Source organism: Pseudomonas sp. FG-3G (assembly GCF_901007645.1).
Classification (GTDB): Bacteria; Pseudomonadota; Gammaproteobacteria; order Pseudomonadales; family Pseudomonadaceae; genus Aquipseudomonas; species Aquipseudomonas rhizophila.
On sequence record NZ_CAAKGZ010000041.1, the window covers coordinates 1 to 13747 of the forward strand.

Below are 13747 nucleotides of genomic sequence, written 5' to 3' on the forward strand. Positions count from 1 at the left end.
TTCAGCATGTTATGCCCGAACACAAAATTTCTGACAGTCCCACTGGCCGACGTGCCCGAACTCATCCAGGTACGCGACGTAATGCGTCATAGTGACCGGACTCCTTGTCATAGAAACACGAAAGCCCGCAGAGATTTCTCTCAAGCGGGCCTCGGAAGGTAGGCACGAGAGTTAAACCCTCATGCGTTGGGGACAATTATTATTGCGGAACAAACACTATGTCAATCAAGTTTGATGAATGCCCATGATCTTGAGGGCCTTTCCGTAACGCCGTATTTCCGAGCAAAAAAACGGGCCTGCATTCCCACGCAGCCCCGTTTTTTCACCACCTGATCAGCTCAAAACGCCGGCAAAACCGCCCCTTTGTACTTCTCAAGAATAAAAGCCTTCACTTCCGGCGTATGCAACGCCGCCACCAGCTTCTTCATCGCCTCACTGTCCTTATCATCCTCACGAGCCACCAGGATGTTCACATACGGCGAGTCGTTCCCTTCAATCACCAACGCATCCTTGGACGGATCAAGCTTGGCCTCCAACGCATAGTTGGTATTGATCAACGCCAGATCTACCTGAGTCAGCACCCGTGGAATGGTCGCGGCTTCCAGCTCACGGAACTTCAAATCCTTCGGGTTCTCAACAATGTCCTTGGTCGTCGACAGGATGTTGTTGGAATCCTTCAGCTTGATCACCCCGTGCTTCGCCAGCAGCAACAGCGCACGGCCGCCGTTGGTGGCGTCGTTAGGGATGACCACGTTGGCACCGCCTGGCACTTCTGCCAGTGTCTTGAACTTGCTGGAGTACGCGCCCAAAGGTTCCAGGTGCACGCCGGTCACGCTCACCAGGTGGGTGCCCTTGGCTTTGTTGAACTCATCCAGGTACGGCTGGTGCTGGAAGAAGTTGGCGTCCAGGCGCTTTTCCGCGACCTGTACGTTCGGTTGGATGTAGTCGGTGAAGACTTTGACCTTGAGGTCCACGCCTTCTTTGGCCAGGGCCGGTTTGACGAATTCGAGGATTTCCGCGTGCGGCACCGGTGTCGCCGCGACGGTCAGGGTCTCGGCGGCGTGGGCGGAAAATGCTGCGGCGGCAGCGAAGGCAACCAGTAGTTTTTTCATTCAGCTAACTCCTTGTGGGGCGCCCGCTCTTGGCGCCTGCCAGCGAATGGCCGGCTCATGGTTTATTGGCCGCGAGGCCTTACTTTCTAGAGAAATGCACAACCAGTTTGTCGCCCACGGTTTGCAGGACCTGGACCAGCACCAGCAGCAACACCACCGTGACTACCATCACATCGGTCTGGAAGCGCTGGTAACCGAAACGGATCGCCAGGTCACCCAAACCACCGGCACCGACCACACCGGCCATGGCCGTGTAGGACACCAGCGTAATCGCTGTCACCGTAATCGCGGCAAAAATGCCTGGACGGGCTTCCGGCAGCAAGGCGTTGACGATGATCTGCCGCGTGGTCGCGCCCATGGCCTGGGTCGCTTCGATGATGCCGCGATCGACTTCGCGCAAGGCGGTTTCCACCAAGCGGGCGAAGAACGGTGTTGCGCCGACCACCAGTGGCGGGATTGCGCCGGCCACGCCCAGGGATGTGCCGGTGATCAATACCGTGAACGGAATCATCACGATCAACAGGATGATGAACGGCAGCGAGCGCAAGATGTTGACGATCAGCGACAGCAGCGCATAAACGCCGCGGGCTTCGAGCAACTGGCGCGGGCTGCAGAGGAATAACAACACGCCCAGCGGCAGGCCGAGTAGCACGGTGAAAAGCAGCGAGCCAAAGAGCATCAGCAGGGTGTCGCCGGTCGCCAGCCAGATTTCCAGCCAATCGATGTTGGCGAAGAATGAATTCAACAGTTCCATCAGCGCAGCACCTCCATGTGGACGTCAGCCGCGGTGAAGCGGGCGAATGCCGCCTCCATGTCACCGCCGGTGACGGCGAGGGTCAGTTGCCCGTAGGGGGTGTCTTTGATGCGGTCGATACGACCGGCCAGAATGCTGTAGTCCACGCCGGTTTCCCGGGCGACGGTGCCGAGCAATGGCGCGTAGGTCGCTTCGCCCTGGAACGTCAGACGCACGATGCGCCCTGGTACGTGGGCAAAGTCGTCGCGCTGTTCGCTTTCGTCGATCTGCTCGTCTTCCTGGACGAAACGCTTGGTGGTCGGGTGCTTGGGATGCAAGAAGACCTCGGCCACGGGTCCTTGCTCGACGATCACGCCGGCGTCCATCACCGCCACTTCATCGCAGACGCGGCGGATCACGTCCATTTCATGGGTGATCAGCACGATGGTCAGCTTCAGCTCGCGGTTGATTTCCGCCAGCAGTTGCAACACCGATGCGGTGGTTTGTGGGTCCAGTGCGCTGGTGGCTTCGTCGCACAGCAGGATCTTGGGCTTGGTCGCCAGGGCGCGGGCGATGCCGACGCGCTGCTTCTGGCCACCGGACAACTGCGCCGGGTATTTTTTGGCGTGGTCGGACAAGCCCACCCGCGCCAGCAATTCGGCGACGCGCTGGTCGATTTCGCTGCGGGACAATTCACCCGCCAGCGTCAGTGGCAGCGCCACGTTGTCGGCCACGGTCTTGGACGCCAGCAAATTGAAGTGCTGGAAAATCATCCCGACCTGCTGACGGAAACGCCGCAAGCCGCCGGCGTCCAGGGCAGTGACTTCCTCGCCGTCGACGATGATCTTGCCGCCGCTGGAGTCTTCCAGGCGATTGATCAGGCGCAACAGGGTACTTTTTCCCGCACCGGAATGGCCAATCAGGCCGAAGACCTGACCGTTCTCAATCGTCAGACTGGTCGGGTGCAGGGCGGGGATATCCCTACCGGCGACCCGGTAGGTTTTATGGACGTTTTGAAACTCGATCACGTAGCGAACCTTGTGGGGCGCGTTGGAAAAGGATCAGCGGTTAGCCGGGCGCGCATTTTAGCCTGTCCGTATAGAGGTTCTTAGCATTTATTTGCGATTGAACCAGCCATTTGGCAATAAGGCGATCAAAGGACATAAAAAAGGAACGCGGCGAACCGGTATCGGTCACTCACTAAGCAACTCGAAAATGCCCGGGTACCGTGCCTGCGGCATCGAACTCAAGAGTCCTGGCCACGGCGGGGATCGCAACGAGGAGTTATGTCTGATGAGTACCAACAAGCCCACCGGCACCGAAAGCCAACTGGCCGGGACCGACACGCTGGATCGCGGCAACACCAACGCCAAGCTTGAAAGCCTGGAACAGTTTCGCTCCGACGCCACCGAGCAGGCGCTGCGCACCAATCAGGGCGTGAAGATTGCCGACAACCAGAACACCCTCCGGGTCGGGGCGCGCGGGCCTTCATTGCTGGAAGACTTCATCATGCGTGAGAAGATCACGCACTTTGACCATGAGCGCATCCCGGAGCGTATTGTCCACGCCCGCGGCACCGGCGCCCATGGCTACTTTCAGAGCTATGAAGCGCATTCGGCGCTGACCAAGGCCGGTTTCCTACAGGACCCGAGCAAAAAAACGCCGGTATTCGTGCGCTTTTCCACGGTGCAAGGTCCACGAGGATCTGGCGACACCGTGCGAGATGTGCGTGGCTTTGCGGTGAAGTTCTTTACCGACGAAGGCAACTTCGACCTGGTGGGCAACAACATGCCGGTGTTTTTCATCCAGGATGCGGTGAAGTTTCCAGACTTCGTCCATGCGGTGAAACCCGAACCCCATAATGAAATTCCCACGGGCGGTTCGGCCCACGACACCTTCTGGGATTTTGTCTCGCTGGTGCCGGAGTCGGCCCATATGGTGATTTGGGCCATGTCTGACAGGGCCATTCCCAAGAGCCTGCGGTCCATGCAGGGTTTCGGCGTACACACCTTCCGGATGATCAACGCCGAGGGCCGGAGCAGCTTCGTCAAATTCCACTGGCGCCCCACAGTCGGCACCTGTTCGCTGGTGTGGGACGAAGCGCAGAAGCTCGCCGGTAAAGATACCGACTACCACCGTCGCGATCTTTGGGAATCTATCGAGATGGGGGACTACCCGGAATGGGAATTTGGCGTACAAATTGTCCCCGAGGAAGACGAGCATAAGTTCGACTTCGACCTCCTCGACCCCACCAAGCTCATTCCCGAAGAGCTCGTTCCTATCACGCCCCTGGGCAAGATGGTATTGAACCGCAACCCGGATAACTTCTTTGCCGAGGTCGAGCAAGTCGCGTTCTGCCCTGGGCATATCGTGCCGGGCATCGACTTCACCAATGATCCGCTGCTGCAAGGCCGGCTGTTTTCCTACACCGATACGCAAATCAGCCGACTCGGTGGGCCGAATTTTCATGAGCTGCCGATCAACCGGGCGATTACCCCGGTGCACAACGGCCAGCGTGACGCCATGCACCGCACCACCATCGACAAGGGCCGCGCTTCCTACGAGCCGAACTCCATCGATGGCGGCTGGCCGAAGGAAACCCCGCCCGGCCCGCAGGACGGCGGCTTCGAAAGTTATCCAGAGCGCATCGATGCCCACAAGATTCGTCAACGCAGCGAGTCGTTTGGCGATCACTTTTCCCAAGCGCGGCTGTTCTACAACAGCATGAGCCCCCACGAGCAGGAACACATCATCGCCGCCTACAGTTTCGAACTGGGCAAGGTGGAGCGGGAGTTCATTCGGGCACGACAGGTCAATGAAATCCTCGCCAACATTGATCTGAAGTTGGCCGAGCGGGTGGCAATAAACCTCGGGCTGCCAGCACCGACCGCCTGCACCGTGGACGTACCGAAACCTTCGTTGGAACAATCCCCCGCCTTGAGTCAGGCGAACCTGCTGTCCGGGGACATCAAGACCCGCAAGGTGGCTGTGCTGGTGGCCAACGGTGTCGATGGGGCGATTATCGATGCGCTCAAGCAAGCCTTGGAAGCCAAGGGTGCTCACGCCAAAGTGCTGGGGCCGACCTCCGCCCCCGTCACCACAGCCGCTGGGCAAAAACTGCCGGTGGATGCGTCCATGGAAGGTATGCCGTCCATTGCCTTTGACGCGGTGTTCGTCCCAGGTGGCGCTGAATCGATCAAAGCCTTGAGTGCGGACGGCGTGGCGTTGCATTACGTACTGGAAGCCTACAAGCACCTGAAAGCCATCGCGCTCAACGGCGAGGCCCGGCAATTGCTGGTGCTATTGAAGCTGGAGGCGGATGCGGGGCTGATTCCCGACGCGGATGCCAGCCAGTTCCCGGCATTCTTCGACGCTATTGCCCAACATCGGGTGTGGGCGCGGGAGCCTAAGGCCAAGGCGATTCCGGCTTGATGGGCGGCTGACAGAGCTTTTGTTGGTAGGACGCAATCGCGAGCAGGCTCGCTCCCACAGTGGTTTTGTGTCGATCACAAAACCTCATGTGGGAGCGAGCCTGCTCGCGATGCTTTTTAGGGATTGCGCGGTGTCAGCACCATTTGCGCCGGTACGTTGCGCAGAATCTGCTTCTGCAGTTTCAAATCAAACCCCGGGTCCAGTTTCTGGACCCGCTTGGTCAGCAAAGTCGCCAACCACGGATAATCGTCGGTGCGCGGCGCCTGGATGCTGACGTCACATTGAAAATTCACCACGTCGGCGGCAATGGCATCCAGTTGTCGACGCATTTTCTGTATATCGCCGATATTCAGCGCAACTGTCGTGCTTTCAGCACTCGGGTCGATCACTTTGGCGACCGGTTTGGCTTCGGCGGCCTTGAGGGCGGCCTCGGCTTTTTCCAGCTCGACCTTGCGGGCCTCGGCAATGGCGCTGTTGACCTCACCGGAGAGCGCTGGCGCCTTGGGCATCAAGGCTCGGGCTCGGCTCAGGGCGGTGGCGGCGGCGTTTACATCGCCTTTTTGCAGGTCAATTTGGCTGCGGCGCAGATACGCCTCGGCCAGTTGCCGTTGGTAGGGTTCCAGCGCCGGGTCTTCCGGCGACTGGGCCTGCAAGGCGGCCAGTTGGTCTTCAGCAGTGGCCAGCTCATTGCCGGCCAGACTTTGTTCAAACTGCGCGAGGGCCGGGCCCCGGGTGTCGGGGGCTTCGGCGACTGGCGGCGAACTCTGGCAGGCGCCCAGCAGCAGGGAAAATGCGACAAGGAGCAGATAACGGGAGGCGAACGGCTTCATTCCTGCGACTCTCTATTTGCGCAAAAAGCGAGCAAGTCTACACCCCTCGGCGGGGCAGGACAAAACTCAGCAGAAATAGCGCGGCGGCGCTGACCACAATCGACGGCCCGGCCGGGGTGTCCTTGAACCACGATAGCGCCAGCCCACCGCACACTGCGAGCATGCCCAGCAGGCTGGCGCCCAGGGCCATCTGCTCCGGGGAGCGGGCGTGCCGCTGTGCTGCGGCCGCCGGGATAATCAGCAAAGAAGTAATCAGCAATACACCGACGATTTTCATCGCCACGGCAATGACCACCGCAATCAACAGCATCAACGCCAGCCGCAAACCCACCACGGGCAAGCCTTCGACCCGCGCCAGTTCCTCATGCACAGTAACCGCCAGCAACGGGCGCCAGAGCGCTACCAGCAGCAGCAGGACGGCCGCGCTGCCACCCAGGATCCACGAAAGATCCATGGGGCTGATGGCAAGCAGATCACCAAACAGGTAGGCCATCAGATCAATCCGCACGTCATGCATGAAGCTTAGTACCACCAGCCCGAGAGACAGGGTGCTGGGCGCCAGAATGCCCAGCAGCGTGTCGGACGCCAGCGGTTGACGCTGTTGCAGCGTCACCAGTAGCACCGCCAGCAACAGGCAGCCGACGGTCACCGCCACTGCGGGGCTGACGTCCAGCAAAAAGCCCAGGGCCACGCCCAGCAAGGCCGCGTGGGACAAGGTATCGCCGAAATAGGCCATGCGCCGCCAGACCACGAACGAGCCCAGGGGGCCGGCCACCATCGCGAGGGCCAAGCCTGCGAGCAGGGCGTACAACAGAAAATCAGCCATGCTTGCAGCCATCTCCATGAACATGGGTAGAAACAGACGAGCCGCTGACCACCGAACCATGCAGGTCATGGGCGTGGTCGTGATGGTGGTGATAAATCGCCAGGCTTTGTGCGTTCTTTCCGAACAGTTCGACGAATGCCGGATCGCCGCTGACCTGCTCGGGATGCCCGGAACAGCAGACGTGGCGATTGAGGCAGACCACCTGGTCAGTGGTGCTCATGACCAGGTGAAGGTCATGGGAAACCATCAGCACGCCGCAGCGGTGACGGTCGCGCAGGCGGGTGATCAGGCTGTACAGCTCGGCCTGACCGGCCACGTCGACCCCTTGTACGGGCTCGTCGAGCACCAGCAGCTCGGGTTCGCGCAGCAGAGCGCGAGCCAGCAACACGCGCTGCATTTCACCGCCGGAAACACTTTGTACCGGACTGTCGATCACCTGTTCGGCACCGACTTCGTTGAGCGCCGCCAGGGCCCGTGCGCGATCCACGCCAGGCACCAGGCGCAAGAAGCGCAGGACCGACAGGGGCAGCGTCGGGTCCACATGAAGCTTTTGCGGCATGTAGCCGACCCGCAGCTTCGGCTTGCGCCAGACGCTGCCGCTGTCGGGTTTGAGCAACCCCAGCACGGCACGCACCAGGGTCGTCTTGCCGGCGCCGTTGGGGCCGATCAGGGTGACGATCTGCCCCGGCTCGACGCTCAGGTGGATGTTATCCAGCACGCTCTGGCCGGCGAACGTCACGCCTACGTGCTCGAGACGGATCAACGCATTGCTCATCAGGCCCCCTGGCAACCGGAGCAGAGCCCGACCACTTCGACGGTCTGGGTATCAACCACGAAACCCACTTCTTTGGCGCTGGCAACGATGGCATCGCTGATGGACTTCTGCTCCAGCTCGATGGCTGCGTGGCATTCGCGACAGATCAGGAACTGGCCCTGGTGCGCATGTTCCGGATGATTGCAGCCAACAAAGGCATTCAACGACGAGATGCGATGCACCAGGCCGTTTTCCAGCAGGAAATCCAGCGCCCGATAAACCGTGGGCGGCGCGGCGCGGCGGCCGTCCTGCTCACTGAGCACCGCGAGTATGTCGTAGGCGCCCAGCGGCTTGTGGCTTTGCCAGACCAGCTCCAGCACGCGTCGACGCAAAGCGGTCAGGCGTAACCCTTGGCGCGCACAGATGGCGTCGGCCTCGGACAGCGCGGTGTGCACGCAGTGAGAATGGTCATGGGGACGACTGGCAAGGGGCGTAATAGGCATGGGCAGCGACGATTTTAGTGAGAGACGTTATTATGTTACCCGTTCTCGCCTCTTCGAGTGGTCATCGTGTCCCGAAATTTTTCGATCTTTGTCGCTTTTGTCGCCAGTTTTCTGCTGATCGGCCCGGCCCAGGCCGAAGTCAAAGTGCTTACCAGCATCAAGCCATTGCAACTGATTGCCGCCGCGGTGCAGGACGGCGTGGCGGTTCCTGAGGTCCTGCTGCCGCCCGGCGCTTCACCTCACCATTACGCCCTGCGGCCTTCCGACGTACGGAAGGTGCAGTCGGTGGATTTGCTCTACTGGATTGGCCCCGACATGGAAAGTTTCCTGCCGCGCGTGCTGAACGGTCGTACGTTGCCGTCCGTCGCGGTGCAGGATGTGCCGGGGCTCAAGTTGCGTCACTTCGCCCAGGACAGTCATTCCCACGCCGAAGATGAGCATGGCGCCGATGAGCATGATCACGACCATCGCCCCGGCACCATCGATGCCCATCTGTGGCTCTCGCCAACCAATGCCCGGGTGATTGCCGCCAAGATGGCTGCCGACCTGAGCGCGGCCGATCCGGCCAATGCCAGCCGCTATCAAAGCAACCTCAAGGGTTTCAACCAGCGTCTCGATGCGCTGGATGCGCGTTTGAAGACCCGTCTGGCCGGCGTCGCGGGCAAGCCGTATTTCGTGTTCCACGAAGCGTTCGACTATTTCGAAGACCACTACGGCCTCAAGCACGCCGGAGTTTTTGCCGTGGCCACCGAAGTCCAGCCCGGCGCCCAACACGTGGCGGCGATGCGCAATCGCTTGCAGGCCGTGGGCAAGACGTGCGTCTTCAGCGAACCGCCCCTGCGCCCGCGCCTGGCCGAAACCCTGGTGGCCGGGTTACCGGTGAAATTGGCGGAGCTGGATGCGCTGGGCGGCTATACCCCTGCGACGGCGCAAGGGTATGAGCAGTTGCTGGAGAAGTTGGGGAATGACTTGGCTGGGTGCCTGGAGTCGCTATAACTGCCGAGCGCAAACCCTGTGGCGAGGGAGCTTGCTCCCGCTCGGTTGCGCAGCGACCGCAAAATCTTAGGGCTGCTGCGCACCCCAGCGGGAGCAAGCTCCCTCGCCACAGAGGCATTCAGTTGCGTCAGAGGGCGAACGGCAACATCGCACTGACCGTCTGCCGCTGCGCCAACCGCTGCTGAAACTCCATCGGATCGTGGATCAGTACATCCTGCCCGGCAAAAGACTCGGCGGCGATCAGCCGCGACAGCCAGAAGCGCACGCATGCCACGCGCAGCATCGTCGGCCATGACTCGGCCTCGGCGGCCGTGAATGGGCGCAGCGCCGCATAAGCCCCCAACAAGGCCCGCGTCCGTGGGCCATCGAGCACACCGTTGTCATCCGAACACCAGTCGTTCAGGGCGATGGCAACGTCATACAGCATTGGCCCGGAGCAGGCGTTATAGAAGTCGATCAGCCCGGTCAGGTGTGTGCCCTCGAACATCGCATTGTCGCGGAACAGGTCCGCGTGGATGTTGGCCCGGGGCAGCGCCAGAATTTTTAACTTCTGTTGGGCGATTTCATCCAGCGCAGCCTCCAGCAACCGACGGGGTTCGGTATCCAGGTGCGACAACAGCTTCGCGCCCTCCTCCTGCATCCAGTCCAGGCCGCGATCAGTCTTGCGCTTGATCATGTTGTCCTTGGTCGCCAGGTGCAGATGGGCCAGCAACTCCCCCACCTGGGCGCAATGCTGTGCGTTGGCCTGCTTGATGTGCTTGCCGGCCAGGCGCGGTTGCAGCAGCGCCGGCTTGCCAGCCAGTTCTCGCAGCGCAATGCCGTCGGTGGTACGCAAGGCGTAAGGCACCGGCAGGTCGGCGTCATGCAGCACATCCAACAGCTCGATGAAGAACGGCATTTCCTGCACCGGGCCGCGTTCCACCAGGGTCAGGACAAATTCACCCTGCTCCAGGCTGATAAAAAAATTGGTGTTTTCGCTGCCGGCGGCGATCCCCTGGAAATCAAGCAGGCGGCCGAGCCCATAAGGGGCGAGAAAGGTTTCCAGCTCGGGCCGAGCCAGGGGAGTGAACACAGACATGGTTAAAAACTGCCAGTACGGGCGCCCATCAGCGAGCGCCGGTTGAAGTCGAGAGCGGTATTACCACTCAAAGATTTTCCACGATGGAATCAGCATATCCGGCTGATCCGAGCGGATGAAATTCCCGTCGCTGCCATCGGCACGGACCAGGAAATAAGGCTTGCCGTTTTTGGGCGTGACCTTGATCGCGTACAAAAAGCCGTTTTGCCGGTACTCCTGAATGGTTCTATCGCCTTCGGTGCGGATGGTGACATCCGGGTCCGCCGAGGGGGCGTCGTCCGCCGCCATGACGGCCAGCGGGGTGATTGCAAACAAGCCAGCCAGTAACAGGCGATTTAGTGTACGCATGATAACCTTGTCCCTTTGTCGTCAACGGTCCCGCTATTCTAGCCCCGGACCCGCCGAAAAGGTTGATCCTGCTCATGAGCCAAGCCCCCCTCGTCCTGGTGGACGGTTCTTCTTATCTTTATCGCGCCTTTCACGCGCTACCACCGTTGACCACCTCCAAAGGCCTGCCGACAGGCGCGGTCAAGGGCGTGCTGAACATGCTCAAGAGCCTGCGCAAACAGTATCCGGACAGCCCGTTCGCCGTGGTGTTCGATGCCAAGGGTGGGACCTTTCGCGATGAGCTGTACGCCGAATACAAGGCCAACCGCCCCAGCATGCCCGACGACATGCGCGTGCAGATTGAGCCGCTGCATGCCAGCGTCAAGGCCCTGGGCTTCCCGCTGCTGTGCGTGGACAACGTCGAAGCCGATGACGTGATTGGCACCCTGGCCCGCAGCAGCGCCGCAGCCGACCGTCCGGTGGTGATCTCCACCGGCGACAAAGACATGGCGCAACTGGTTGACGGGCACATTACCTTGGTCAACACCATGACCGGTAGCGCCCTGGACGTGGCTGGCGTGAAGGAGAAGTTTGGCGTCGCTCCGGAGCAGATCATCGATTATCTGGCATTGATGGGCGATTCTTCCGACAACATTCCCGGTGTTCCGGGCATCGGTCCGAAGACCGCCTCGGGCCTGCTGGTGGGCGTCAATGGCGGCCTGACCGAGCTGTATGCGCAACTGGAGATCGTCGCCACCTTGCCGATTCGTGGCGCCAAGACCCTGGCCGCCAAACTCGAAGAACACAAGGAAATGGCCCTCCTCTCCTACGAGCTGGCGACCATCAAGACCGACGTGCCGTTGGATGTCGGTCTCGACGACCTGCAAATGGGCCAGCCGGATCACGAGAAACTCGCCGAGCTGTATACCCTGCTGGAGTTCAAGAGCTGGTTCGAAGAAAACCAGCGCGATGCCAAGCGTGCCGGTCAGGAGATCGTCGAAGCTGCCGACGAACAACCCGGCGCCGCTGAGGCCAAGTACGAGATCATTCTCGACCAGGCACGTTTCGACGCCTGGCTCGCCAAGCTTGAACAGGCGCCGCTGTTTGCTTTCGTCACCGAAACCAATGGTAACGACGCCCAGCATGCGCAACTCGTAGGGTTGTCGTTTGCCGTCGCGTCCTTTGAGGCGGCCTACGTTCCCTTGACCCATTCCTACATGGGCGTGCCGGAGCAACTGGATCGCGACACGGTGCTCAAGGCGCTCAAGCCATTGCTGGAGAACCCGAACAAGCTCAAGGTCGGCCAGCATGCCAAATTCGAAACCAACATCCTGGCCAACTGCGCCATCGGTGGTGATCAAAACAACGGCATTCTTGTGCAAGGCATTGCCTTCGACACCATGCTTGAGTCCTACGTACTGGACTCCACAGCAACCCGTCACGACATGGACAGCCTGGCGCTCAAGTACCTGGGACAAAGCAAGACCGATATCCAGGACATCGCCGGCAAAGGCGTCAAACAGCTGACCTTTGACCAGATTGCCCTGGAACTGGCCGGCCCTTACGCCGCCGAAGACGCGGACGTGACTTTCCGCCTGCACCAGGCCTTGCAGGAAAAACTGGCTGCCACGCCAAGTCTGGGCAAGGTGCTCAACGAAATCGAAATGCCGTTGATGCCGGTCCTGGCACGCATTGAGCGCCAGGGTGCGCTGGTCGATGCCAACCTGCTGGGGGTGCAGAGCGTTGAGTTGGGCGAGAAGCTCGTGGCCCTGGAGCGCGAGGCATTTGCCATCGCCGGGGAGGAATTCAACCTGGGTTCACCCAAGCAACTGGGGGTGATCCTCTACGAAAAACTTGGCTTACCGGTGCTCAGCAAAACCGCCAAGGGCCAGGCGTCTACCGCCGAAGCGGTGCTGGCCGAGCTGGCCGAGCAGGATTATCCGCTGCCCAAGGTATTGATGCAGTACCGCTCGCTGAGCAAGCTCAAGAGCACCTACACCGACCGCCTGCCAGAGCAGATCAACAGCCGCACGGGCCGCGTCCATACCAATTATCAGCAAGCCGTCGCCGCTACCGGGCGGCTGTCCTCGATCGACCCCAACCTGCAGAACATTCCGATTCGCACCGCCGAAGGCCGCAGGATTCGTCAGGCGTTCGTTGCGCCGAAAGGCTACAAGCTGCTGGCGGCGGACTACTCGCAGATCGAACTGCGGATCATGGCGCACCTGGCCAAGGATGAAGGCCTGCTCCACGCCTTCCGCAATAATCTGGATGTGCACCGGGCCACCGCCGCCGAGGTTTTCGGCGTAGAGCTGGACGCCGTCACTCATGACCAGCGCCGCAGCGCCAAGGCGATCAACTTCGGCCTGATCTACGGCATGAGTGCTTTCGGTCTGGCCAAGCAGATCGGTGTGGATCGCAAGCAGTCCCAGGCTTACATCGACCGCTACTTTGCCCGCTACCCAGGCGTACTGGCCTACATGGAGCGCACCCGTGCCCAGGCAGCCGAGCAAGGTTACGTCGAAACCATTTTCGGGCGTCGGTTGTACCTGCCGGATATCAACGCGAAAAATCCGGCTTTGCGCAAAGGCGCAGAACGCACGGCCATCAACGCGCCGATGCAGGGCACTGCGGCAGATATCATCAAGAAAGCCATGGTGGCGGTGGATCGCTGGCTGACTGCGTCGGGGCTGGATGCCAAGGTCATCCTGCAGGTCCACGACGAATTGGTGCTGGAGGTGCGCGAGGATCTGGTCGACCAGGTGCGCGAGGAAATACGCCAGCACATGAGCGCCGCCGCCATGCTGGATGTGCCGCTCCTGGTGGAAGTGGGCGTGGGCAATAACTGGGATGAGGCGCACTGAGTCTCAACTGCTGAAATTGCGGGGACCTGTGTGGGTCAGGGGGATATGGTAGGCCCTGTGGCGAGGGAAATCCCCTCGCCAAATCGAATCCTGGCCTCATTAGTTCGGAAAATTCCTAAGGTTATTTCCAAAAATAATCTGAACTAAAACCGTGAATTGCTACTCAGAGTTTCTGAAAGGCTGGTGAAGCCCTTCAATGCTCCTATGTTGTGTTAAGTGTTGGCAGATATCTGGACCCCGCCCTAGCGGTCCGGAACTTGGACCCCGAACTTCCCCCTCCCCATACGAAGTC

General features: G+C 60.5%; 12 protein-coding genes. 3 read left to right on the top strand and 9 right to left on the bottom strand.

Annotated elements, in window-relative coordinates:
• Positions 1 to 338 precede the first annotated feature (338 nt).
• From PSEUDOMOFG3G_RS24135 to PSEUDOMOFG3G_RS24145, 3 genes are all read right to left on the bottom strand, one after another.
• Positions 339 to 1112 (bottom strand): MetQ/NlpA family ABC transporter substrate-binding protein, encoded by a 774-nt coding sequence (locus PSEUDOMOFG3G_RS24135; protein WP_139048714.1) that lies wholly within the window; start codon positions 1110 to 1112, stop codon positions 339 to 341.
• Between the two features lie 79 nt (positions 1113 to 1191).
• On the bottom strand, positions 1192 to 1866 hold the full coding sequence (locus tag PSEUDOMOFG3G_RS24140; protein ID WP_047229776.1) for a methionine ABC transporter permease: 675 nt from the start codon (positions 1864 to 1866) through the stop codon (positions 1192 to 1194).
• Positions 1866 to 2873: a methionine ABC transporter ATP-binding protein gene (locus PSEUDOMOFG3G_RS24145; RefSeq protein ID WP_047229777.1), complete on the bottom strand. Its 1008-nt coding sequence runs from the start codon at positions 2871 to 2873 to the stop codon at positions 1866 to 1868. Before PSEUDOMOFG3G_RS24145 ends, PSEUDOMOFG3G_RS24140 begins: the two co-directional genes overlap by 1 nt.
• Positions 2874 to 3138: 265 nt before the next feature.
• Between PSEUDOMOFG3G_RS24145 and katE the strand changes: the two genes are divergently transcribed.
• Complete coding sequence (katE, locus tag PSEUDOMOFG3G_RS24150) at positions 3139 to 5277, top strand: catalase HPII (RefSeq protein WP_047229778.1); 2139 nt, start codon at positions 3139 to 3141, stop codon at positions 5275 to 5277.
• Positions 5278 to 5393: 116 nt separating this feature from the next.
• Here the strand turns inward: katE and PSEUDOMOFG3G_RS24155 are convergent, their stop codons facing one another.
• From PSEUDOMOFG3G_RS24155 to zur, 4 genes are read right to left on the bottom strand one after another with little or no spacing between them, the layout of a single operon-like run.
• Positions 5394 to 6107 (bottom strand): PA5502 family lipoprotein, encoded by a 714-nt coding sequence (locus tag PSEUDOMOFG3G_RS24155; RefSeq protein ID WP_139048715.1) that lies wholly within the window; start codon positions 6105 to 6107, stop codon positions 5394 to 5396.
• A gap of 37 nt (positions 6108 to 6144) precedes the next feature.
• Positions 6145 to 6933, bottom strand: coding sequence for a zinc ABC transporter permease subunit ZnuB (gene znuB, locus PSEUDOMOFG3G_RS24160; protein WP_047229780.1), 789 nt, complete (start codon positions 6931 to 6933; stop codon positions 6145 to 6147).
• A complete protein-coding gene (gene znuC / locus PSEUDOMOFG3G_RS24165) occupies positions 6926 to 7708 on the bottom strand; it encodes a zinc ABC transporter ATP-binding protein ZnuC (RefSeq protein WP_139048716.1) in 783 nt (260 codons plus the stop codon). Before znuC ends, znuB begins: the two co-directional genes overlap by 8 nt.
• Positions 7708 to 8190, bottom strand: a complete 483-nt coding sequence (gene zur, locus PSEUDOMOFG3G_RS24170) for a zinc uptake transcriptional repressor Zur (protein WP_047229782.1) — start codon at positions 8188 to 8190, stop codon at positions 7708 to 7710. Before zur ends, znuC begins: the two co-directional genes overlap by 1 nt.
• Before the next feature lie 66 nt (positions 8191 to 8256).
• Between zur and znuA the strand changes: the two genes are divergently transcribed.
• On the top strand, positions 8257 to 9186 hold the full coding sequence (znuA, locus tag PSEUDOMOFG3G_RS24175) for a zinc ABC transporter substrate-binding protein ZnuA (RefSeq protein ID WP_139048717.1): 930 nt from the start codon (positions 8257 to 8259) through the stop codon (positions 9184 to 9186).
• 127 nt (positions 9187 to 9313) lie between these two features.
• On the opposite strand, the gene PSEUDOMOFG3G_RS24180 is transcribed toward znuA, so the two are convergent.
• A complete protein-coding gene (locus PSEUDOMOFG3G_RS24180) occupies positions 9314 to 10264 on the bottom strand; it encodes a homoserine kinase (RefSeq protein WP_139048718.1) in 951 nt (316 codons plus the stop codon).
• A 60-nt stretch (positions 10265 to 10324) separates the two neighbouring features.
• Complete coding sequence (locus PSEUDOMOFG3G_RS24185; RefSeq protein ID WP_047229784.1) at positions 10325 to 10612, bottom strand: DUF2782 domain-containing protein; 288 nt, start codon at positions 10610 to 10612, stop codon at positions 10325 to 10327.
• A 74-nt stretch (positions 10613 to 10686) separates the two neighbouring features.
• Here PSEUDOMOFG3G_RS24185 and polA point away from each other — a divergent pair, with 74 nt between their 5' ends.
• Positions 10687 to 13455, top strand: a complete 2769-nt coding sequence (gene polA / locus PSEUDOMOFG3G_RS24190; protein ID WP_139048719.1) for a DNA polymerase I — start codon at positions 10687 to 10689, stop codon at positions 13453 to 13455.
• The last annotated feature ends 292 nt before the right edge of the window (positions 13456 to 13747 follow it).

Coding starts and splice junctions, on each gene's coding strand:
- PSEUDOMOFG3G_RS24135 (WP_139048714.1), bottom strand. CDS start 1,112: ATGAAAAAACTACTGGTTGCCTTCGCTGCCGCCGCAGCATTTTCCGCC.
- PSEUDOMOFG3G_RS24140 (WP_047229776.1), bottom strand. CDS start 1,866: ATGGAACTGTTGAATTCATTCTTCGCCAACATCGATTGGCTGGAAATC.
- katE (WP_047229778.1), top strand. CDS start 3,139: ATGAGTACCAACAAGCCCACCGGCACCGAAAGCCAACTGGCCGGGACC.
- PSEUDOMOFG3G_RS24155 (WP_139048715.1), bottom strand. CDS start 6,107: ATGAAGCCGTTCGCCTCCCGTTATCTGCTCCTTGTCGCATTTTCCCTG.
- znuB (WP_047229780.1), bottom strand. CDS start 6,933: ATGGCTGATTTTCTGTTGTACGCCCTGCTCGCAGGCTTGGCCCTCGCG.
- znuC (WP_139048716.1), bottom strand. CDS start 7,708: ATGAGCAATGCGTTGATCCGTCTCGAGCACGTAGGCGTGACGTTCGCC.
- zur (WP_047229782.1), bottom strand. CDS start 8,190: ATGCCTATTACGCCCCTTGCCAGTCGTCCCCATGACCATTCTCACTGC.
- PSEUDOMOFG3G_RS24180 (WP_139048718.1), bottom strand. CDS start 10,264: ATGTCTGTGTTCACTCCCCTGGCTCGGCCCGAGCTGGAAACCTTTCTC.
- PSEUDOMOFG3G_RS24185 (WP_047229784.1), bottom strand. CDS start 10,612: ATGCGTACACTAAATCGCCTGTTACTGGCTGGCTTGTTTGCAATCACC.
- polA (WP_139048719.1), top strand. CDS start 10,687: ATGAGCCAAGCCCCCCTCGTCCTGGTGGACGGTTCTTCTTATCTTTAT.